Here is a 20,172-nt window from a genome sequence, read left to right on the forward strand (position 1 = left end):
AAAGCAACAGAGCTAGTCCTGAAGCACGATCCGTGCAACAAGGTCGGGCCAGTCATGAGTTTCCTACTGCGGATCAGACGATGGGCCGTTGCAAGAACCAACGGCAGTGTTCTGACGGCGCGCGTTCCGGTCCGTTTTCTAGTATGCCAAACTGTACAAACCCCCAACGCAGATAGATCTCGCGCGCCTTGGGATCAGAGGTGTCGAGCCAAACGCTGTGACAGCCCCTTGCTACGGCTAAAGTAGAAGAGCGGTAAAACAATGCGCGTGCTAACCCCTGACGCCGGAAAGGCCGAGCCACCCACAAGACTTTGAGCAACAACCAACCATAAGATGTTGTGCCCAGAAGCCCGCCCTTCAGGGTGCCATCCGTTTGGCAGACCAAATTAATTGTGCTGTTAACACCTTGCGGTTGTTGGCAACGTAGCTCGTCCAACAAGCTGCGTTCCAACGCCAGTTGGTCATCACAAATTTCATCAATCAGCCAAGCCATTTGGAATAGTCGCTGACCAAGAGATGCGTCGGCGCAACATCCTCCTCAACCTCGGCAAACCGACCAATGGGTTCACGAATGATGTTGTCGGTCTCGTCGTCATTGACGGTCGAGACTTCGCCTATCAGCACATCCCCTCCTTCGCCCCAGAACGCGTGCCAATCACCAGGACGCAGGGTAACGCTTTCACCAGGAGCCAGGCGCAGCTTCTCGCCCGGTCGGTAATGATGTCGAATGCCGTCCAGCCAAACCACACCGCCGCGATCCTCTGCAAACCCACCGGCGTCGTCTGAGCCGAAAAGCTCAACAATCAGAGTTGCGCCACCGCGGTTGATGATATCCTCAGCTTTCAGAACATGCGTGTGCATTGGCGAGAGTTGGCCCCGCCTCGAAATCAACAGTTTCTCGGCGTAACACATGCCGCCGCCCTTGGACAAATCACTCTGCAACCCGTTGCGCAGGGTGAATAGGAACAGTCCCATCTTGTCAAAATCCCCGTTACCGTAATCAGTGATGTCCCAACCGCAACGTGCGTCAATCACATGACGTGCATCACTTTTGCGAGCCTTGAATTCCTCTGACCTCCAATGGGCGAAGGGCGGCAACGCAAAGCCATGAGGGCAAATGAACTCATCTGCTTGGGCCATGATCTCATTGATGCGCGAACGCTTCATGCTGGCACTTTTTGGTTTTTGAGGATTTCGATCACCATGGCAGCGGTCCAGGTAAAGCTACTGCCACCACAAGGCTCGCCGCTGTTTGGGTCATAGTATTCTGCAAAGCCACTTTTCTCGATGAGGCGCAAACTGTCAGCCAGGATACGCTGCGCCATGGCCCCCTGCCCTGACCGACCTAGGCCTTCGGCAATCAAATAATTCACGATTAACCATGTCGGTCCGCGCCAGTAGCGCAGGCTATCAAAAGCGCCATCTGCCGGGTCGTGACTGGGCACCAGATAGCCGCAACGCTGGCCCAACAAGGCGATCCTGCGCGCCAGCTCTTCAGCACGGCCCAGAGGGACATCGGCAATTGCTGCGAGCAGCCCGCCAATCGTGGGCGTGTCCTGCAGATGACCAGCAGCGCGGTTGTAACACGTGTATTGCCCAAGCGTCGGATTCCAGAGGCTTTCCAATGCCGCACGACCCTTCGTGGCCATCGTACGCGCCTCAGAAGCCATTGAGGTATCTCCCAGGACTTCGGCCAAATCCCCAACATCGTCGCAGGACCGTATCAGAATACCGTTAAAGCCCGGATCAACCAGCCGGAAGGGTGAGGCATCGTGGAGCTTCGCATTGTCCCATCCAAGCCCTCGGAAGTACTCGACCAGCCAGATATAGCACTTATATTGCTCGTCCGACGGGCGGTGATCTGGGTTGGCGTGTGTCGTATCGCGCCGCGTAAATGGCGCGACACCCTCGATCGGCACGGCGTCCAGCCCTTCATCCCAATCCACCGAGTTGTCTCGGCCAGACTCCCACGGGTGAATGATTGCGACCAGTCCCGTGCTTTTGGGATCGCGGTCGCGGTAGAACCATTTGTGCCAAGCGTGAACCTTAGGCAGGAGTTTAGCCAGCCGCACGCGGGCAGCGGCCTTGTCTTCTGCCCGATCGTAGAGCTTGCACAAAGCAAAGCCCACGACCGCCGGTTGGGTGATGCCGGTAGTAGGCACATCTCGACCTGTTTGCCAGACGCTCGGACCCGGGAAATAGCCGTCGTCGGGTTCATGGAAGATGACATGGGGCACCATACCGTCGTCCCACTGATGGGCCATAAGTGTCTCAATCTCGATCCAGGCTCTATCCATGTCGAAGTGCGAAAAACCAAGCGCCGACAAAGCGCTGTCCCAGTTCCACTGGAAGGGATAAAGGCCATGGGTGGGCACGGTATAGCCACCCCGGTCGTTGTCTTCCATGACTTTGCGGGCTTGATCAATAAGCGCATGGCTCATCTTTTTTCTCCCTTACGCGACCGCCAGAGTGGTTGCGGGGTCGAACCAGCGGCCCCGGCCCTCTTGCGGCGCCAGCGTAAGTACATCACCGGGTTTTACGTTCAATTCACTGTCCAGTACGGCGCGAAACTGGTGACCCTCTACATCACATGTCACCAACAAATGCGCGCCCAGAGGTTCAACAACCTTGGCGCGCGCGCCGAAGCCCGCGTCAGCTAACCGTAGATCTTCGGGGCGGATTGCCCATTTCAGATCCTTGCCATTGGCCGGGCCGTCAATGCTCTGCCCTGCCACTGTCCAGCGACCAGAGCCCGCAGCTTCAGCCGGGAGGAAATTCATTGGCGGGTTGCCGATGAAACTGGCCACAAACTCGGCCGCTGGATCCCGATAGACTTCGATGGGCGAGGCAGCCTGGACAATCTTACCCTGATGCATGACGCTGATCCGGTCGGCCATGGACATGGCTTCGACCTGATCGTGGGTCACATAGATGGCGGTGGTCTTGCTTTCGGCCAAAACTCCCTTCAGTTCGGCGCGCATCTCCATCCGCAACAGCGCGTCCAAGTTCGACAGTGGCTCGTCCATCAGGATCACGTCAGGTTCCATTGCCAATGCCCGGGCAACAGCGACCCGTTGGCGTTGACCACCCGACAACTCGCCCGAGTATCGCTTGAGCAACTGCTCGATATGCATCAGCCCCGCTGTCCGCTCGACCCTGCGCTTGACCTCATCATCCGGCAGTTTTTGCATCCGCAGACCAAAGCCAATGTTCTCGAACACCGTCAGGTGCGGAAACACAGCATAGTTCTGGAACACCATCGAGATGCCTCGATCCTTGGGTGACAAGTGATCCACTCTGCGACCACCGATCCAGACTTCGCCGGTCGTTGCTGTTTCAAGCCCTGCAATGATGCGCAGAAGCGTAGATTTGCCACAGCCCGACGCCCCCAGAAGGACCATGAACTCCTGATCCGCGATGGTGAGGTTGATGTCGTGAAGAGCCTGGTAAGACCCAAAATTCTTGGCAACGTTCTTGATCTGTATTTCAGCCATAACAGTTTCCTTTCAGCCACCGCTCAGCGGTTGGCGATGCCCCACATGGCAAAGAGATATTTGCGCACTGCGAAGATAAAGATCAGCGCAGGCACCACGAGGATGAAGCCACCTGCAAATTTCAGGTGCAAAGGAGCCTCGCCCAGAGTTTGCAACAGGAACGCGGGCAACGTGCGGTTCTCGATGGTCAGTACGGCGGCCGCGAACACTTCGTTCCACGAGATCACGAATGCGAAAATTGCCGAGGCTGTAATCCCCGGCAACACCAGAGGAAATATGACCTTGGTGAAGGCCGTCAGCCTTGTGCAACCCAGCGTCCACGCTGCCTCCTCAAGTTCCAGCGGGATACCCGAGAAGAGCGAAAAGGTGATGAGCACCGCGAATGGGATCGCCAACGTCGTGTGAACCAGCGCCAGACCAAAAGCCGTATCATCCAAACCCGTACGGATGAAGAGAACCGCCAAGGGCAGCGCCAGAAGCGGTAGGGGGAAGGCCCGTGTCAGCAGGATCAGCATCCGGAACAGCTCTTTCCCACGGAAGTCGAACCGGGATAGCGCGTAGCCTGCGGGCGCCCCGATGGCAATGGACATTGCCATCGTCATCAAGGCCACCACAACCGAGTTCCACAGCGCCCTCAGCATTCCCTGGAACCCCATGAAGAATTCCAGGGACCCCATATTGAACTCCGGGATGAAGCTCTTGGGGAAACTGTTTACAGTGTCCGGTGCGGACATTGTGTTCACGAACAGCAAGTAGAGCGGTATGATCACCCAGGCACACAGCAAGATCACCCCTGCTCGGTAGAGCCCCCTTCCCGCCTTGCGGGCGTCAGGGGCCACAACGTCTGCTACAGCCGTCATATCGTGGCTCCTTTCGGGACGCGCAGAGCGCGCATGATGATCAGAGTGAAGACGATCGAGATAATCAGAACGATGATCGCCAGCGCTGCTGCTGCTCCACCATTTTGCAGGTCAAACTGATAGGCGTAGATCTCACCCATGAGCACCGGGAAGATCGTGCCCCCAAGAGCTGCAACCACGGCGAAGACCTCGAAGGCCAGGATGACGCGCAGGACCAGGGCCGTTTGCAGCGATGGGCGCAGAAGCGGCAAAGTGATCCGGGTGAACTGTTTCCAGCGCGAGGCGCCAAACACATCCGCAGCCTCGTAGTATTCCTTGGGGATCAGGCCGATGCCCGCCACAAGGATCACAAGCATAATCGCGGTAGCACGCCAAATCTCGGCAAGCATAATCGCCAGGAACACAATCCAGGGTGTTTGATAACTCAGCAAACTTACAGGTTGGTCAGTGACACCAAGCCCGACCATCATCGAGTTCAGAAAACCCGACTGCTCGAAGATCGCCAGCCAGATTATACCCGCTGCAAGGTCAGAGATACCCAGAGGAATGGTCCAAATATACAAAACCAGATCGCGGCCCTTTTGCATCTTTGTGACCATGGTGGCCATCAGAAGTGACAGCGCCAGCTGGATTGGCACCACGGCCGCGGCCAGAAGAAAGGTGTTCTTCATCGAGATCGGGAACTTCCAGTAGCTCACAACCTCGCGAAAGTTATCCAGTGAAAAGCCGTTCCCTGTTCCAAAGGCCTGCTGCGCAACCAGCGCAAACGGGTAGAGGAAAAACAGGCAGAGAAATAGCGTCACCGGGAGGATCAGAAAGTATGGCAAAAGCCGCGCTTCCATCGGACCGCTCCTTTAAGTTGGGATTTTGCTGGTGAGCCGGGCCACTGCTTCGGCGGCCCGGCAGTCAGGGAAGGTCTTATTCGACCGGGCAAGCACCTTCGGAAGGTGCGTCTGGTGCCCAGCAAGGCGCGCCAGTTTCAGTCATGATCTTTTCCAGCCGTTTCTTTTGATCTTCCAGAACCTGTTCAATAGGCTGACCAGCCAAAACAATGCGTTCGAACGCATCTACGTAAACACGATTGAAATCCCCACCCATGCTACCCAGACCCGCAGGCAGCAGGCCAGGATTAGCATCTGGTGATCCGCTCATCGTTGCAACCGCTTCGCCGGCGGCTTTGACCGAAGGCGGCAGATCGTCTGGCAGTTCGACTTCAACCACGGGGAAGAAGTTTGTGGCCTTCAGGGTCGCGATCTGTGTTTCAGGCTGCATCAGATAAGTCACCAAAGCTTTGGCACCTTCGGCATCCGGCGCGGTGCGTGGGATGGCAACACCTGCCAGAACGGGCATGAAGCCACGACCGGTCGGACCAGCAGGCGCCGGGAAGGCGACGAAATCGTCGGGGCGCTCATTAAACGCCTGCGCGAGGCGCGAGGTGTGGTCAAAGACAATCCAGGCATCGCCGTTCAACAGCTGCTCCTGCATGAATGAGAAGTTGGTCGATGCAGGGTTTGTATGGCTCCAGAGCTCTTTGAACTTCTCCCATGCCGTCACAGCCTCCGGCGATGCAAATGTCCGCACGACACCATCAGTGTAGGACGGGTAGAGGTAGCCCTGGAAGAAGCGGTGTTTCAGACCCTTCGGCCCTGCAGGAAAGCCGAACTTCTTCTGACCTGTCGATTCTTCAACGTTCGCTGCCCATGCGATCAACTGGTCATAGGTCAGTGCATTAATGTCCGCACCATCAGGCAGGTACTGCAGCGCCTCGGTGTTGGCAGCCATGATATAGCTCGCTTGCATCCACGGCATGTAGTGCAGGCTGTCAGTTCCCAGTTTGGCCAGATCATTGAAAGTGTCTGAGGCCGACATGACGCCAAGATCACTGAGATCCATCAGGTCATCAGGGTTCATTGCCGAGAAGTTGCCGTGCAAAGAGCCCAGCAAGTCAATACTGCCCGAGCCGGCTTGCAGTTCAGCTTGCAAACGTGTCAGCCAAGGGCCGTCTTCGTTCGGCTGGTAATCCACTCCGCCATCGAAGCCACCAAGGACCTCGGTCCGCATAGCCTGCGCTTCTTCGGCAGGCCGGGCCTGGGTCGACCAGAACAGAGTTTCAGCTTGCACTGCAACAGCGCCGACAAGCATGGCCACACCGGACACGGCACCCGAAAGTTTCAGATGAATCGACATGTTTTCCTCCCTATGTCTGAGGCTGACAAAAAACCAGGCAACCTCTCTCCCTCGCCGACACCTCAGAGTCAGTCTATGGGCGAATGCAGTTAATATGGTATATCGTTGTATCACGAGTCAAGTCTGTTGCCGTGCGGCACTACCCATAATTTTCTTGCCATCTGCAAAATCGACTGCGATTTTAGGTAAACGTTATATCTAAATTGTGACCCATGACGAAAAAGCCCACCTTATCCAGCGTTGCCAAAGAAGCGGGTGTGTCGGTTCCAACCGTCAGCCAAGTTATGCGTGACACCGGTCGAATTTCAGAAAAGACACGTCAGAAAGTTTTGAGCGCAGCCAAGCGTCTGCGCTACGTCCCAAATCAAGCGGCTGCCACAATGCGATCGGGTGACAATCGCGAAATCGGTTTTATCATTAACAAATTGGCCAATCCGTTTAACGCAGAGGTTGTCAGTGGCGCCGTCGACTTGCTCGAAACCGAAGGTTTCATGGTGTCGGTCCTCGATGCACAAGGAGATCTTCAGCGTCAGGACCGCCTCCTGGAAGCCTGCATCAGATTTGGCCGCCGTGGTTTGATTTGGGTTCCGGCGCTCGACACGAACGAGGACGCTATGGAGCTTCTGGAAACCCACGGTGTTCCCGCTGTTACTTTCATGCGCAAGGTATCACAGTCCCTTGATCACGTCGGTGTTCTAAACACCGAGGCTCTTTCTCAAGCTACACAGCATTTGATTGATTTGGGACACAGGCACATCGCCTACTTTGGTGGAACCGAGCAAACATCGGTGCGCGAGGAGCGCATCGCCGGTTACCTTAGCGCTTGTGAAAAGCTGGATGGCGTGCGCCCAATAATCTGGCCATGTGAGGAGACCAAGCGCGCCGGATTTGACGCTGTCGCAGCGCTCCGTCACAAACACCCCGAGGTGACAGGCATTGTTTGTAACGGAGATGTTGTAGCGCTTGGTGCCTGCTTCGGCTTGATTCAGTCTGGGTTGAACCCGGGGCATGACTTTTCAGTAGTAGGCTTCGATGACATCGAGGATGCTGCCGTCTCGACGCCCGGCCTCACAACCATGGCGATCGACCCGAAGAAGTTAGGCAAGCGGTTGGCCGAAATCCTTCTAGACCGAATGCGAACACCCGATCTCCCAGTCCGTCATTTCGAGTATTCCGCGACCCTGAAAGTTCGAGGTACATCGGGAGAAGCCCCGGATAGGTAGTACTTACAATCCCAGAACCGTCGCGCACATTCTTAACGACCAGAGCCAGCGATGTATTGGACACCCTTATCGCCAGGATTTCTCCAGCTATTCACTTTCGGCATCCATTTCAGCAATCAAGTCTGGCAGCGCCGTTTCGTCACCCACGTGTTCGGTGGTCAGCTCCGTAGCAGCGACGTTGCCTGTCTCCTGATCAAAGGCGATGTGGAGCTTGCGCCAGGTTTTACGGGCCTTCCTGATGCCGTGTTTTTCTGTATGCCAGTCATTGTCGCCACGCACTTTCAGACCCGTGCTATCCACAATGAGTGTGATTGGCTGACTCGCAGCTCGCCGATTTTGGGCGATCATCAGCCCTTTGCCACGTCGCGATAGCGTCGAGTAATCCGGCACTGCGAGGTTCAACCCCATCAGCTTGGCAATCGACCGTACGAAGCCCTGAGTCTGCCTGAGCGGAAGTCGAAACACGACCCGCAGAGCGATGCAAATCTCGATTGCTAAATCGGAGTAACGCGACTGACCGCCGCGTGTCTTGCGGCGCGGCGATCTCCATTTCTGCACCACATCATCAGACACCCAGATCGTCACGTCACCTCGACGCCGGAGACTTTCATTGTAATCCGAGCAGTTCGTGACCCGGTACTTTGCTTTTTCAAACTTATCGCGACGGGCATCATTGAATTTGGGGGGCATCGACCGTCGCTCACATCACAGAAAACGCTGGGAATACTTTGAGCAGCCGATCCGTGCAACACAGTCCAACGAACCCAGAAATACCTAGGCGGCGAACTCTCGTTTTAGGTGACTAAGTAAGAGATCCTTTTAATGATCAGCTCACTTTCCTTCGCGAATGCCTCGGTCACGAGGTCGAGCTGATCTTTCATCCCGTTTTCGTCATTGGCAAACAGACCCCAATCGTACTTTATCTGCTCAGACAGCATACGAATTTTCACTCCCCTAACCGGTACGCCAAGTGCGGTGACAGGATCGCATATTGCGATTCCCAGCCCGGACCTAGCCGCCATCGCTGCATTCAGTGATGAGTTCGTTGCGATTTCACGGGCGGGAACCACTTTGTTTTCGTCAAATGCCTGGTTTATGGCGCGGCGGATGCGGTAGCTATTGCTTATCGTTGCGAGCCTTTCCTCGGCGAATACAGCGAGTGGCAGAGGTCCGGGCCGATCAAAAGGACTGCCCTCTTGAACGACGGCCACAAGGCTTGATTCGAACCTGGCAAGGCATCTTAGGCGGTCATGATCGATTGGAAATGCCGAAATACCTAGATCAGCGGTCCGTTGGCGCAATGCATGGATGACCCGTTCTGCGCTGATCGTTTCGACGTGAACGAAATCAGGCAAGACATCTGCAATACGCGACAAGACTGGAGCGACAAGACCCGCAGACATGGTGGGCGTCGCAACAATATCAATCGCGGCAATCTTTTCGTCCCTGATGGCATGCGCACGCATCGTCAATTGCGTTAAGTTAGCCATAACACGCTGGGATTCTTCAAAGAATTTCATGCCCTTTTCGGTTGGAGCTATTTTGGGTCCGTTTCGTTCGAACAGGCTAAAACCAACGCGTGTTTCCAGGTCGCGCACCATCCGCGTGACGGCAGGTTGGCTGACGGACAGCATCTGAGCGGCTGCTGTCATCGACCCGCAACTAACGACTGCTGCGAAAACTTCCATCGAGCGAATGTCAGGACGGGCATTCTTCTTCATTGACATAGTTCAACACTCATAATTACGATACAGCATCATCTAGCCATCATTATGCAAATTTAGCATAGCAAGCTGCAAGGTAAATGATAAGAGGATCGACGCTATGTCAGCTGAACCTGTGAATGATACTGTTCACCAGTTCGAGACCAAACGGTCGCTGGCTACGGCAAATGCCTGTACCCCATGTTACTTTGCAGGGCTGCCATGAGCGACATATCAAACACACGGAGGATGGCCGCAACTGCAGCCAGACAATTGTTCGCACATACCCAGATCAGGCTTGCTTTGGATCAGCAATCCTCCATCGTCATTCGATGCCATCCACCTCAGGAGACGTCGAGACTTGAATAGCCCGCTTGCAAATCCAGCATTTCGTAGCCTGTTTGCGTCACAGATTTGCTCGCTTTTGGGCGTAGGGCTGTTGACTGTTGCGCTTTCGTTGGCAGCTTACCGCATTGGCGGTGCGGCCTTCGGCGGGCAATTGCTGGGGATGCTGCTGGCACTAAAAATGGTGGCCTATGTTGTTTTGGCTCCGCTCGCTGAAACTCTGCTGTCTGGCTTGCGGCGCAAGCCGGCAATGGTGTCGCTTGGTCTTGGTCGGATGTTGCTGTTGCTGCCAATGACGTTTGTTACGCAAACTTGGCAGGTCGCGGCGCTGGTCTTTGTATTTTTTTCGTTGACGGCGGGATTTACACCGCTTTTTCAGTCTGTGGTTCCGGATATCTTGCCTGAGGAAGACGTCTACACCAAAGCGCTTGCTTGGTCGCGTGTCGCCTATACTCTTGAAGCGGTGCTAAGCCCGGTAATTGCTGCAGTCCTGCTAAACGGATTGGCGGCACATGAGCTTTTCTTTGCATCAGCGACATTCTTTGCGGGTTCCGTTCTTGCGCTGCTACTGACACACTTTCCCACCCACCGCGAGGTTTCGCGTAAGGGTCCGTTTCTCAAGAGTGCATTCCGCGGAGTTTGGATTTACCGACAGACCCCAAGATTGCGCGGGTTGGTTCTGCTCAACCTTTCTCTGTCAATTGTGATGGCTTGGGTCTTGGTGAACACCGTCGTGTATGCAGGTGCCCGACTGGGCAATGCCGAAAGGTTTTTTCCAATGCTGATGGCTTCGTACGGTATCGGAGCCGCACTGGGGGCGTTCGCTGTGCCAAAACTGTTGCACCGGATAAGTGAGCGCAATGTGATACTGATCGGCGTATCTGGATTTTCGGTCGCTGGTGCGGCATTTGCTACCTTGCCGATTGTGCCAGCACCACTCCTGACCGTGATCTGGGCCATTTTTGGTTTCGTATCTTCACTGGTGATTACTCCGGGCGGTCTGGTGACTACCCGGTCCGCTGCGCGCCGCGACAGACCTGCTGTATTTGCAGCCCAGTTTTCATTGAGCCATGCGGCCTGGTTGGTCGCCTATCCCCTGGCTGGCTGGCTCGGCGGAGTTGTGTCGCTTGAGATGGCGCTGCTTGTGCTGTCCGGCATGAGTGCGGTGGTTGCGAGTGTTGCGATATTGGTTTGGCCCAACAATGACCCGCTGGAACGGGCACATTCCCACCACGACCTGCCAGATAAACACCCGCATCTGAAACAAGTGCCGGTTTCTGGCGCGTCCCGCCAACATGTCCACGCGTATCATATTGATGACTTACATCCGAACTGGAACCGGAGGTCCACGTGATGCGGGCTCACAATAAAAAACATATGCAGGATGGCCTAAATGCTAAATGATATGTCTTCACCCATAGATTCAAAGGGTCTACCCGCGCTTGAGGCGCGGCTCAGAGAGGACCTGAGTTTTCTGAACTATCCCGACAAGGCTTGGGTGCCGCAAAGAGAGGGTGTGTCGGATGTTGTCATTATCGGTGGTGGCATGTGTGGCAACCTGGCTTGGTTCGCGCTGAAATCGGGCGGCATTCATAATGTTCGGGTTCTGGATCGCGCCGCAGAAGGTCAAGAAGGACCTTGGCTTGGGTATGCACGTATGGAAACGCTGCGGTCGCCCAAAACGCTGACCGGCCCGGCTTATGGTCATGGCTCTTTGACGTTTCAGGCCTGGTACAGAGCGCAGTTTGGTACAAACGCCTGGGGAGAGCTGGACAAGATTCCGCGACCCATGTGGATGGATTATCTGTGCTGGTACCGCAAGGTACTTGGAATTCCGGTTGAAAACGGCGTCTCGGTTGATCGCGTTGAGCCCGAAGGTGATCTGTTGCGGCTGACCGTCTCCGGCGCGCAAAGCGGAGAGATCCTGACCCGAAAGCTGGTGTTCGCCACCGGGCGCGATGGTACAGGCGGTCCCAACATTCCTGACTTTATCAAAGAGGTTCCGCGCCACCTTTGGGCACATAGCGCGGACGACATCGACTTTGCGACGCTGAAGGACAAGCGCGTCGCAGTCATAGGTGTCGGTGCCTCTGCGGTGGACAATTCCGCCGAAGCTCTTGAGCACGGCGCAGCCGAGGCACGTCATCTGATCCGGCGCAAGGAAATGCCGACGATCAACAAGATGATGGGGATTGGCAGTTATGGTTTCACCGCCGGGTATGCAGCATTGCCCAATGAGTGGCGCTGGCGGTTTATGCAATACAGCTTCGCAACACAAACCCCATCGCCGCGTGGTTCGACATTGCGCGTCAGTCGTCATCCCAATGCGTATTTCCACTTTGGCAAGGCAACGACCAGCATCGAACAACAAGGTGATGCTGCGGTTGTCCATTTTGCTGATGGTACATCCTATGAGGCGGATTTTGTCATCCTGGGAACAGGGTTTGTGATCGATCCAATGGCCCGGACTGAGTTTGGAGACACCGCTTCCGAAATTCTTCTCTGGCAGGACGTATACGTGCCGCCGGTGGGCGAAGAATCCGGTGATCTGGGGCGGTTCCCCTATCTGAACTCCGATTTCAGCTTCCGGGAAAAACACCCTGGCAAAGCCCCATGGCTGAACAATGTATATTGTTTCAATTTTGGCGCGTCGGCGAGTTTGGGTAAAGTGAGTGGTGACATCCCCGGGATCAGCGATGGGGCATCCTGGCTGACTCGGGCAATAGCGGCGTCTCTTTATGGTGAGGATGTGCAGGCCCAATGGCAGCGGATGCAAGACTATGACACGCCCGAGCTTCTGGGCGATGAATGGGAACCCACCGAGCTGGACGCAACCGCACAATCGCAGGAGGGGAAGGTCGCATGAGCCTCTCTGAGACGACGATCACAAAACTGGCCGGTGTGGTCGCTGATAGTGAGGTGGCCAGTGCTGTGTCAGCGCGCGCCAACATTATCGAGATGACCCAAGATGCCGAAGATGCGGTGTTACGACCAAAAGACATTGGCGCGTTCGGGCATGATCTGCGGGCGGCCATTGCTGCACGGGTTGCGAACCTGGCCGGGGACGGAATGCTTGCGGCGTACTATCTTGCGGATGCGGGACAATACGCAGCGCTGAGCGATCCGAACACGCCCGGCGCGGCACAAGGGCAGGAGGCAGTTCTGGCCCTCGTTGACAAGGTTGCCAACCAGACCAGCGACGTCACGGCATTGGATATACAAATCCTGCAGGTCGCCAAAATCTCTGATCCGGATATCGTCCGTTTGTGCGAACTCGTGGCCTTCCTGGCTTTTCAGATCAGGGTCATTGCCGGGCTGCGACTGATGCAAAGTGAGGCAGCATGAGCGATATCATCCGCAAATTCACCCGCAATGTACCTGAATGGCGGCCACGCGTAGTTCCGGTCAAATTGAAAGACGCCACTCAAGAACAGCTTAATGCGCTCAAGGTCACGCCATCCAACACAAAAGTATCGGGCTATGTTCTAACCCTGGCCCATGATGTCGAAAGCCTGGCAGTGCGTTCACCGCTGTTCAACGCGATCATGTACGATCGGGGCGGCATGTCGCGGGCAGAACGCGAACTTGGCGCGCTGGGGGCATCGATGGTCAACCATTGCATTTATTGCGCCGCTGTTCACGCGGACCGCCACGCCAAACTGACCCGGGATACTACTGTGACCGACGCGCTGTTTGCCAGCGGAGAAGAGGCTGACCTTAGTCTTAGGGATCAGGCAATTTTTGACTTTGCCCGGAAATCTGCCGAAGCACCGCCCACAGCCGGGCCCGAGGATATTGAGGCCCTACGTAACGCCGGTTTGTCAGGTGAAGAAATTTTCGATCTGATCCTGTCTTCTGCGTTGTTTGGTTGGGCTAATCGGCTCATGCATGTTCTCGGTGATCCGGTGCCCCAAAAGGTGACGGTATGAGCGACCCACTGCGCATCGGTATCGCCGGGGCTGGAGCCATTGCCTTCGGCACGGCCGCCTTGCTGTACAAGAACCGACATATCCCAATGCTTTGGTCGCCGTCCGGGGCAGGGACCGAAATTTTTACTCATGAGCCACTTCAGGCCCGAGGGGTGATAGAGGCCGAATTCCGTCCAAATATTGCGAATTCGGCACAAGAACTTTCCGATAACAGCGATGCCTTGTTCATCGCGGTGCCGGCATATGGCCACAAGGCTGTTATGGATGCACTGGCGCCGCATATACGCGATGGCCAGCACATCATCATTTCATCTCATGCCTCTTTCGGTGCGGTCTATCTAGCTCAGGCACTGGCGGCCTTTGGAACGCAGGCACCGGTTACGGCCTGGGGCACTACGATTGTTTCTGGCCGCAAGCAGGATGGCGCATTGGTTCGCGTCAATACGGTGCGCAATAGGGTCGATCTTTGCACCGTGCCAGACACACAGGCCACCAACGGGCTCGACTTGTGCCAAACCTTGTTTGGCAAACGGTTCCAGCCGCGCGATGGGCTGTTGGCCATTTCTCTATCCAACCTCAACCCGCAAAACCACCTTGGGATAGCACTGTGCAACATCACCCGGATGGAGCGCGGAGAGGATTGGAGCCAGGGCCAGAATGTCACCCCCAAAGTAGGTCGGTTGCTGGAACAACTGGATGTCGAGCGTCTGGCAATCGCCAAGGCAATGAATCTGGACGTAAAAACCATCTTCGAGCATTTTCACCAAAGCTTTCATGTGCCCGCCGCACCCGTTTCTGAAATGAACCAGCAGATGCACACGCGCGGGTATGGCGGGCTTGGCCCGAAGACCGCCGACAGTCGCTATGTTACCGAGGACGTTCCCTATGGATTGCAGGTTACGGCCACTCTGGGCAGGCTTGTAGAACAGCCCGCTGATTTGCATGAAGCAGGGATTAAAATATTCTCGGCGATGTACGGTCGGGATTTCGCGCAGGAAAACGAACTCCTGCAAGCGTTGGATCTGAATCGTTTTGAGCTACACGACCTGCAGAAGGCCGCCCGTACCGGGTTGCTGCAAAAGACATCTAATCCCGTGCCGTAAATTACAAAGTATACGGATCCAAATTAACCAACAAGGAGACGCTCAAGATGACCAAACTTATCATTAGCCGCCGTCGTTTTTTAGGCACTGCAGCCGTGGGTGCCACAGCTCTTGCCAGTCCCGTCTATCTGCGCCGCGCCAACGCCGCAGACGGTGAAGTGAATATCTGGACCTACAATGACTTTGTGCCCAAAGCCTTCAAGGAACAGTTCGAAGCCGAGACCGGGATCAAGGTCAATATTCGTCTTGTTGACGACCAGGGCAAGCAGTTCAATCTGCTGGCCGCAGAAGCCCCCAATCCGACGGTCGATATCATGACCGTTGCGGGCCACCGTTTCCTGCAATTTATCGATAATGAGCTTCTGGCACCGCTGGATACCAGCCGTCTGAGTAATTGGGGCAATATCAATCCTGTCTTTTCAGAAAGCGAGTGGTCGACGATCAACGGCGAAAAATGGGGCGCTCCGATCCTGTCGGGCATGGAGGTGTTGTCCTATAATACCGACTTGGTCAGCGCCGAAGAGGCCAAGACCTGGAACACCTTGTTCTCTGAGAAATATAAGGGCCAGACCGCCTATATCATTCAGGATATGATGTCGATCGTCATGCTCAAGATGGGCTATGACGGGAACATGGTCGAGTACCTCGAGGACCCAGAAAAAGCGGCAATGATTGTCGAAGAGGCCAAGCAATTCCTGATCGAAAAGAAGCCGCTGGTGCGCAAATACTATGACGGTGGCGCGGAAGTTCAGCAAATGTTCGTCAATCAGGATATCGCCCTGGCGCAAAGCTGGAACGGCCCCGCAGCGGCACTCATCACCGATGATTTCCCGCTTGCTATGTCGATCCCACAAGAGGGGTCTTATGGCTTTGTTTACACATACAACATCGCCAACAACGCTCCCAATGCCGACAACGCCTATACCTTCCTGAACGCTATTCTCGCTTCGCCGGAAATCGGGGCAGCGATGACCAAGGCGTCGGGCTTTATCTCGACCTACAAGGATGCGTCCCAATACCTGACGGAGCTTGAGAAAAAGGCGACATCCTTCCCTGATGAAGAACTGGCCAATCTTCAGTTTTTCCGCGCCGAGGCGAATGAGATGAAATATGGGCTGGTCGATCCGGCCGTCGAGGCGATAAAAGCGTCCTGAGCCTTGCATGGAAACTTCTGACTGTACTTGCCCGCCAAAACCGGCGGGCAAGTCCCTCAAAGTAATCCGAAAAGGATACCCTCATGAGTAACGACGCTACGCCGCGCGCGAACGGCGGTATTGTCTTACCAATCGAGAAAAGCCTCACTTTTTGGGGGCGCTTGGCAAGTTGGACACCGTATCGTTCCTTTACCCGGTTTGTGACCGCCTCGCCGCGGCGTCAGTTCCTGATCCTGGCGGTCTTTCCGTTGCTGTGGGTTCTGACCCAGCATTTGGGACCGATGCTGCAAATGCTCCGGGTGAGCCTGACGGACGCCTATCCGGTTGCACCGGGGGTAGAGCAACATTTCACCTTGGATAACTATCGACGTTTCTTTGAGGACCGCATTTTCTGGCAACCGTTCTTTCGGACTCTGACCTTCGCCGGAATCTTTACTTTCTGCACTTTGGTTCTGACCTATCCTGTTGCCTATTTTCTGGCCCGGCACGTCAGCCGAAAAAACCAAATGCTGTTGTTGTTGTTGTTGCTGATCCCATTCTGGGTCGGTGAGATTGTGCGCACCTATGCGATCATGATCCTTCTGGGGAACACCGGTGCAGTCAATCAGCTACTGAAATGGATTGGCCTGATCGACCGGCCCATTCCGTTTATGTACACAAGCTTTTCCATGGGTGTGGGGATTGTCTATCTGACCGCGCTTTACATGCTGCTACCCCTATATTCGGCGCTTGAGAAACTGCCCGATAGCTACAACGAAGCAGCGGCGGATCTTGGCGCATCGGCCTGGACCCGTTTTCGCCGCATAACGCTGCCGCTGACGATCGAAGGAATTTCATCGGGGTGTACTCTGGTCTTTCTGATTTCGACCGGGTTCTACGCAACGCCGGTTCTGCTGGGCGGGCCGTCCACCACAGTTTTTGCCGAAACCATTGCCGGGTTTTTCCATGTGGCCGGGGATGAGTGGCCAACCGGCGCGGCCTTTGCGACCATCATGTTTGTTGCGGCCATGTTCCTGACAGGCGCCTTTCAAAAGCTGATGAAAGCATTGCGCAAAGGAGACACCAAATGAACCGCGGCAATCGCATTCTGCTGTCCTGTGTCTACTGGGCCTTTGTCCTTTACGTGTTCGTGCCGCTGATCCTGATGATCCTGATGGGGTTCAAAGACAGCAAGTTCATCGGATTTCCGATCCGCTCCTGGACGTTGGATTGGTACACCGGTGTCTTTGCCGATACCGAAGTGGTTTCGACACTGGGCTACTCGATTGCCATCGCTGTGTTGGCAACATTGGTCTCGGTGGCAGTTGGCACGTGGATCGCGGTCTTGCTGGAAGGCCGTAAATTCTTCGGTCGAACTGCGATCTTCGGATTGACAGTGCTGCCCGCGCTTGTGCCCGGCATCATTTCAGCGATCGCCTTTCGCATCTATGCTCGCTGGCTAGGGATCGAACCCGGAATGGGGGCAATTATTTGGGCCCATGCGGTGCACAACGTGCCGTTTGTGGCGCTGGTGGTCATGGCGCGGCTCTCAACCCTTCCCAAAAGCCAGATCGAGGCGGCGCGCGATCTGGGCGCCGATCCGATCATCGCCTTTTTACGGATTACGCTGCCCTATCTCATCCCCGCCATCCTCGGGGCAAGCATATTCTGCCTGCTGCTCAGCTTTGACGACTTTGTACGGTCGTTCTTTCTGGGTGGCTATGAGCCGACACTGCCGGTTTTGATCTTTGCCAAGCTCAAATCGGGCATGTCGCCCGAAATCAACGCTATTGCGACCGTTGCATTGCTCCTGACCGCAGCCATCGGTATCTGGGCTGAGCGATTCACGCGCCGCATGAACAAGGAAACCAAAGCATGACCGACTCCAGTCCTCTCGTCCGCGTTGAAGGAGTTTCCAAGCATTTTGGTCCGGTCGTCGCGCTTGATAATCTGACTCTGGATATCGCACGCGGTGAGTTTGTTACGTTTCTTGGCCCTTCGGGCTGTGGAAAGTCGACAACGCTGCGCATTCTGGGAGGATTTGAGCGCCCAACATCCGGACGGGTCATTCTGGATGACGAGGACGTTACGGCACTGCCCCCGGAAAAGCGGCATGTAAATATGGTCTTTCAGGACTATGCGTTGTTTCCACATATGACTGTTCGTCAGAATATTTCTTTTGGGCTTGAACTAAAAGGAATGGATAAATCGGCGATCCGGCGGCGGCAGGACGAAATCATGTCCTTTCTTGAATTGGGTGCCTTCGGTGATCGTTATCCAGGTCAGCTGTCGGGCGGTCAGCGCCAACGGGTGGCTTTGGCCCGCGCATTGGCTCCGGACCCTGCACTTTTGCTTTTGGATGAGCCATTGGGCGCACTCGATGCCAAATTGCGCAGTCAAGTCCAGCAGGAACTTAAGGCGATTCAGCGCCGGACGCACAAGACGTTTTTCTTCGTGACCCACGATCAGGAAGAAGCGCTGACCATGTCCGATCGGATTGTGGTGATGAACAATGGCCGGGTTGAACAGGACGGCACGCCAGAAGATTTGTATTTTCACCCGGCCACGCGGTTCGTGGCCGAGTTCATAGGCGATACGAATCTGTTGACCGGTCAAGTATGTGGTCGGGAAGGGGATACGGTCATGATGGATTGGTTTGGCCAGACTCTGCATGGCCACGCCCCTGCAGGCGCGCCGGGCGTAGGGGATTCCGTAACAGCATCGATACGACTGGAGAAGTTGGGGTTTTATGCAACGCGATCGGATGCGACGAATTCGGTGCTGGGCAAGGTCATCGGAAAGACATTTCTTGGTAGCCGAATGACCGTGGACCTGATGGTCGAGGAAACTCAGGGTGCAATCTTACGTGCGTTTGTCGATGCTGAGACAGGCCAGTCCGTGGGTTCCGATCCGGTATGGATTGGATGGGAAAGTGACAATATGGCGGTATTGCGCGAATGACAGGGGATCTGACGGTGTAGACGCCCCCGCTGGCCTCGATGTGCCATTGTGGGTTTGCAAACAACCTGAATGGAGGCGTCTATGGACCGTGTTTCACGGATCGTTCTCCCGGGCTAGCTCTGGTGCTTTTCTTTCCGTGAGTTGCCGTGGATGCCATACAAATTCAATGATGCCCGTCGCGACAAATTCCTCAAAGCAAAGTACCGGGTCACGAACTGCTCGGAATACAACGAAAGCGGTCCGTGATCAGCACCTTTGGGCCTGATTAGAGTATTTGCATAACGGAAGGTTTCTGGCTCATCTGAACCGTCAAGGAGTGAAGATGAGACTGAAAGTTGGAACCGACAAACCGGCGGCCGAACGGGTCGTCAAAGACATCCGCCGCAAGACGCGCAAGCATCATTCTGCGGAAGAGAAGATCCGCATTGTGCTGGAGGGCCTGCGTGGCGAGGAGAGCATTGCTGCGCTTTGTCGGCGCGAGGGGATCGCGACGAGTTTGTACTATTCCTGGTCGAAGGAATTCCTTGAGGCTGGCAAGAAGCGGCTGGCGGGCGACACGGCCAGGCAGGCGACAAGCCCCGAAGTGAAAGAGCTGCGGTCCGAGGCGGCAGCGCTGAAGGAGGCGGTTGCGGACCTCACTTTGGAAAACCGCTTGCTCAAAAAAGCATGCTCGGGGATGGGGGCGGCGACATATGAGATATCCCGCAACCGAGAAGCTCGAGATCATCCGGATCGTCGAGCAGTCCCACTTGCCGGTGAAGCGGACGCTGGCACATCTCGGCATCCCAAAGACCACGTTCTACCGCTGGTATGCCCGGTATCAGGCGTTTGGCGGGGCCGGGCTTGAAGATCGCCGCCCACATCCCGGCCGGGTCTGGAACCGCATCCCCAACGAGATCAGACAGGCTGTCGTTGACCTCGCTCTGGATGAGCCGGAACTGTCGCCGCGTGAGCTGGCGTTCCGGTTCACGGACACAAAGAAATACTTTGTATCAGAGCCTTCCGTCTATCGCATCCTCAAGGAGCAGGATCTGATTACTGGCCCAGCCTTCAACGTGATCAAGGCCGCGGACGAGTTCCATGACAAGACCACAAGGCCGAACCAGCTTTGGCAAACCGACTTCACCTACCTGAAGGTGATCGGCTGGGGCTGGTTCTATCTCTCGACGATCCTCGACGACTACAGCCGCTACATCGTTGGTCCTCCCCCACTGAATTGGTCCTCCGCTATGTT

19 protein-coding genes and 1 pseudogene are annotated in these 20,172 nt (G+C 55.5%); 11 read left to right on the plus strand and 9 right to left on the minus strand.

Annotated elements, in window-relative coordinates; translation table 11 throughout:
* Positions 1–73 precede the first annotated feature (73 nt).
* The 7 genes from AB1E33_RS18255 to AB1E33_RS18285 form a co-directional block, all read right to left on the minus strand.
* A complete protein-coding gene (locus AB1E33_RS18255; protein ID WP_372578703.1) occupies positions 74–493 on the minus strand; it encodes a GNAT family N-acetyltransferase in 420 nt (139 codons plus the stop codon).
* Entirely contained in the window at positions 481–1,167 is a 687-nt protein-coding gene (locus tag AB1E33_RS18260; RefSeq protein WP_372578704.1) for a D-lyxose/D-mannose family sugar isomerase, read from the minus strand. The genes AB1E33_RS18255 and AB1E33_RS18260 overlap by 13 nt, the downstream gene beginning before the upstream one ends.
* Entirely contained in the window at positions 1,164–2,441 is a 1,278-nt protein-coding gene (locus tag AB1E33_RS18265; RefSeq protein WP_372578705.1) for an MGH1-like glycoside hydrolase domain-containing protein, read from the minus strand. Before AB1E33_RS18265 ends, AB1E33_RS18260 begins: the two co-directional genes overlap by 4 nt.
* Positions 2,442–2,453: 12 nt before the next feature.
* Positions 2,454–3,494, minus strand: a complete 1,041-nt coding sequence (locus AB1E33_RS18270; protein WP_372578706.1) for an ABC transporter ATP-binding protein — start codon at positions 3,492–3,494, stop codon at positions 2,454–2,456.
* Between the two features lie 23 nt (positions 3,495–3,517).
* The gene (locus AB1E33_RS18275; protein WP_372578707.1) at positions 3,518–4,354 is read right to left on the minus strand and encodes a carbohydrate ABC transporter permease; all 837 of its coding nucleotides are present in this window, start codon (positions 4,352–4,354) and stop codon (positions 3,518–3,520) included.
* The gene (locus AB1E33_RS18280) at positions 4,351–5,196 is read right to left on the minus strand and encodes a carbohydrate ABC transporter permease (protein ID WP_299079430.1); all 846 of its coding nucleotides are present in this window, start codon (positions 5,194–5,196) and stop codon (positions 4,351–4,353) included. The genes AB1E33_RS18275 and AB1E33_RS18280 overlap by 4 nt, the downstream gene beginning before the upstream one ends.
* A 76-nt stretch (positions 5,197–5,272) precedes the next feature.
* Positions 5,273–6,541, minus strand: a complete 1,269-nt coding sequence (locus AB1E33_RS18285; protein ID WP_372578708.1) for an ABC transporter substrate-binding protein — start codon at positions 6,539–6,541, stop codon at positions 5,273–5,275.
* 212 nt (positions 6,542–6,753) lie between these two features.
* Between AB1E33_RS18285 and AB1E33_RS18290 the strand changes: the two genes are divergently transcribed.
* Entirely contained in the window at positions 6,754–7,764 is a 1,011-nt protein-coding gene (locus AB1E33_RS18290) for a LacI family DNA-binding transcriptional regulator (RefSeq protein WP_372578709.1), read from the plus strand.
* A gap of 87 nt (positions 7,765–7,851) precedes the next feature.
* Here AB1E33_RS18290 and AB1E33_RS18295 read toward each other — a convergent pair whose 3' ends face one another.
* Together AB1E33_RS18295 and AB1E33_RS18300 are read right to left on the minus strand one after the other, a co-directional pair.
* Positions 7,852–8,454, minus strand: a complete 603-nt coding sequence (locus AB1E33_RS18295; RefSeq protein WP_372578710.1) for an IS5 family transposase — start codon at positions 8,452–8,454, stop codon at positions 7,852–7,854.
* Between the two features lie 104 nt (positions 8,455–8,558).
* A complete protein-coding gene (locus AB1E33_RS18300; protein ID WP_372578711.1) occupies positions 8,559–9,485 on the minus strand; it encodes a LysR family transcriptional regulator in 927 nt (308 codons plus the stop codon).
* A gap of 343 nt (positions 9,486–9,828) precedes the next feature.
* On the opposite strand from AB1E33_RS18300, the gene AB1E33_RS18305 reads away from it, so the two are divergent.
* The 10 genes and pseudogenes from AB1E33_RS18305 to AB1E33_RS18350 form a co-directional block, all read left to right on the plus strand.
* Positions 9,829–11,166, plus strand: a complete 1,338-nt coding sequence (locus tag AB1E33_RS18305; RefSeq protein ID WP_372578712.1) for an MFS transporter — start codon at positions 9,829–9,831, stop codon at positions 11,164–11,166.
* A gap of 39 nt (positions 11,167–11,205) precedes the next feature.
* Entirely contained in the window at positions 11,206–12,678 is a 1,473-nt protein-coding gene (locus tag AB1E33_RS18310) for an NAD(P)-binding domain-containing protein (RefSeq protein WP_372578713.1), read from the plus strand.
* On the plus strand, positions 12,675–13,157 hold the full coding sequence (locus AB1E33_RS18315) for a hypothetical protein (protein ID WP_372578714.1): 483 nt from the start codon (positions 12,675–12,677) through the stop codon (positions 13,155–13,157). Before AB1E33_RS18310 ends, AB1E33_RS18315 begins: the two co-directional genes overlap by 4 nt.
* Entirely contained in the window at positions 13,154–13,741 is a 588-nt protein-coding gene (locus AB1E33_RS18320; protein WP_372578715.1) for a peroxidase-related enzyme, read from the plus strand. The genes AB1E33_RS18315 and AB1E33_RS18320 overlap by 4 nt, the downstream gene beginning before the upstream one ends.
* The gene (locus AB1E33_RS18325) at positions 13,738–14,844 is read left to right on the plus strand and encodes an NAD/NADP octopine/nopaline dehydrogenase family protein (RefSeq protein ID WP_372578716.1); all 1,107 of its coding nucleotides are present in this window, start codon (positions 13,738–13,740) and stop codon (positions 14,842–14,844) included. Before AB1E33_RS18320 ends, AB1E33_RS18325 begins: the two co-directional genes overlap by 4 nt.
* Before the next feature lie 47 nt (positions 14,845–14,891).
* Positions 14,892–15,998 (plus strand): ABC transporter substrate-binding protein, encoded by a 1,107-nt coding sequence (locus AB1E33_RS18330; protein WP_372578717.1) that lies wholly within the window; start codon positions 14,892–14,894, stop codon positions 15,996–15,998.
* An 83-nt stretch (positions 15,999–16,081) separates the two neighbouring features.
* Positions 16,082–17,068: an ABC transporter permease gene (locus AB1E33_RS18335; protein WP_372578718.1), complete on the plus strand. Its 987-nt coding sequence runs from the start codon at positions 16,082–16,084 to the stop codon at positions 17,066–17,068.
* Entirely contained in the window at positions 17,065–17,856 is a 792-nt protein-coding gene (locus AB1E33_RS18340; protein ID WP_372578719.1) for an ABC transporter permease, read from the plus strand. Before AB1E33_RS18335 ends, AB1E33_RS18340 begins: the two co-directional genes overlap by 4 nt.
* Positions 17,853–18,938, plus strand: coding sequence for an ABC transporter ATP-binding protein (locus tag AB1E33_RS18345; RefSeq protein ID WP_372578720.1), 1,086 nt, complete (start codon positions 17,853–17,855; stop codon positions 18,936–18,938). The genes AB1E33_RS18340 and AB1E33_RS18345 overlap by 4 nt, the downstream gene beginning before the upstream one ends.
* Positions 18,939–19,260: 322 nt before the next feature.
* Positions 19,261–20,172, plus strand: a pseudogene (locus AB1E33_RS18350) (helix-turn-helix domain-containing protein); the annotation flags it as partial.

This window comes from Ruegeria hyattellae (genome assembly GCF_041537925.1).
GTDB lineage: Bacteria > Pseudomonadota > Alphaproteobacteria > Rhodobacterales > Rhodobacteraceae > Ruegeria_C.

Coding starts and splice junctions, on each gene's coding strand:
- AB1E33_RS18255 (WP_372578703.1), bottom strand. CDS start 493: ATGGCTTGGCTGATTGATGAAATTTGTGATGACCAACTGGCGTTGGAA.
- AB1E33_RS18260 (WP_372578704.1), bottom strand. CDS start 1,167: ATGAAGCGTTCGCGCATCAATGAGATCATGGCCCAAGCAGATGAGTTC.
- AB1E33_RS18265 (WP_372578705.1), bottom strand. CDS start 2,441: ATGAGCCATGCGCTTATTGATCAAGCCCGCAAAGTCATGGAAGACAAC.
- AB1E33_RS18270 (WP_372578706.1), bottom strand. CDS start 3,494: ATGGCTGAAATACAGATCAAGAACGTTGCCAAGAATTTTGGGTCTTAC.
- AB1E33_RS18275 (WP_372578707.1), bottom strand. CDS start 4,354: ATGACGGCTGTAGCAGACGTTGTGGCCCCTGACGCCCGCAAGGCGGGA.
- AB1E33_RS18280 (WP_299079430.1), bottom strand. CDS start 5,196: ATGGAAGCGCGGCTTTTGCCATACTTTCTGATCCTCCCGGTGACGCTA.
- AB1E33_RS18285 (WP_372578708.1), bottom strand. CDS start 6,541: ATGTCGATTCATCTGAAACTTTCGGGTGCCGTGTCCGGTGTGGCCATG.
- AB1E33_RS18290 (WP_372578709.1), top strand. CDS start 6,754: ATGACGAAAAAGCCCACCTTATCCAGCGTTGCCAAAGAAGCGGGTGTG.
- AB1E33_RS18295 (WP_372578710.1), bottom strand. CDS start 8,454: ATGCCCCCCAAATTCAATGATGCCCGTCGCGATAAGTTTGAAAAAGCA.
- AB1E33_RS18300 (WP_372578711.1), bottom strand. CDS start 9,485: ATGAAGAAGAATGCCCGTCCTGACATTCGCTCGATGGAAGTTTTCGCA.
- AB1E33_RS18310 (WP_372578713.1), top strand. CDS start 11,206: ATGCTAAATGATATGTCTTCACCCATAGATTCAAAGGGTCTACCCGCG.
- AB1E33_RS18315 (WP_372578714.1), top strand. CDS start 12,675: ATGAGCCTCTCTGAGACGACGATCACAAAACTGGCCGGTGTGGTCGCT.
- AB1E33_RS18320 (WP_372578715.1), top strand. CDS start 13,154: ATGAGCGATATCATCCGCAAATTCACCCGCAATGTACCTGAATGGCGG.
- AB1E33_RS18325 (WP_372578716.1), top strand. CDS start 13,738: ATGAGCGACCCACTGCGCATCGGTATCGCCGGGGCTGGAGCCATTGCC.
- AB1E33_RS18330 (WP_372578717.1), top strand. CDS start 14,892: ATGACCAAACTTATCATTAGCCGCCGTCGTTTTTTAGGCACTGCAGCC.
- AB1E33_RS18335 (WP_372578718.1), top strand. CDS start 16,082: ATGAGTAACGACGCTACGCCGCGCGCGAACGGCGGTATTGTCTTACCA.
- AB1E33_RS18340 (WP_372578719.1), top strand. CDS start 17,065: ATGAACCGCGGCAATCGCATTCTGCTGTCCTGTGTCTACTGGGCCTTT.
- AB1E33_RS18345 (WP_372578720.1), top strand. CDS start 17,853: ATGACCGACTCCAGTCCTCTCGTCCGCGTTGAAGGAGTTTCCAAGCAT.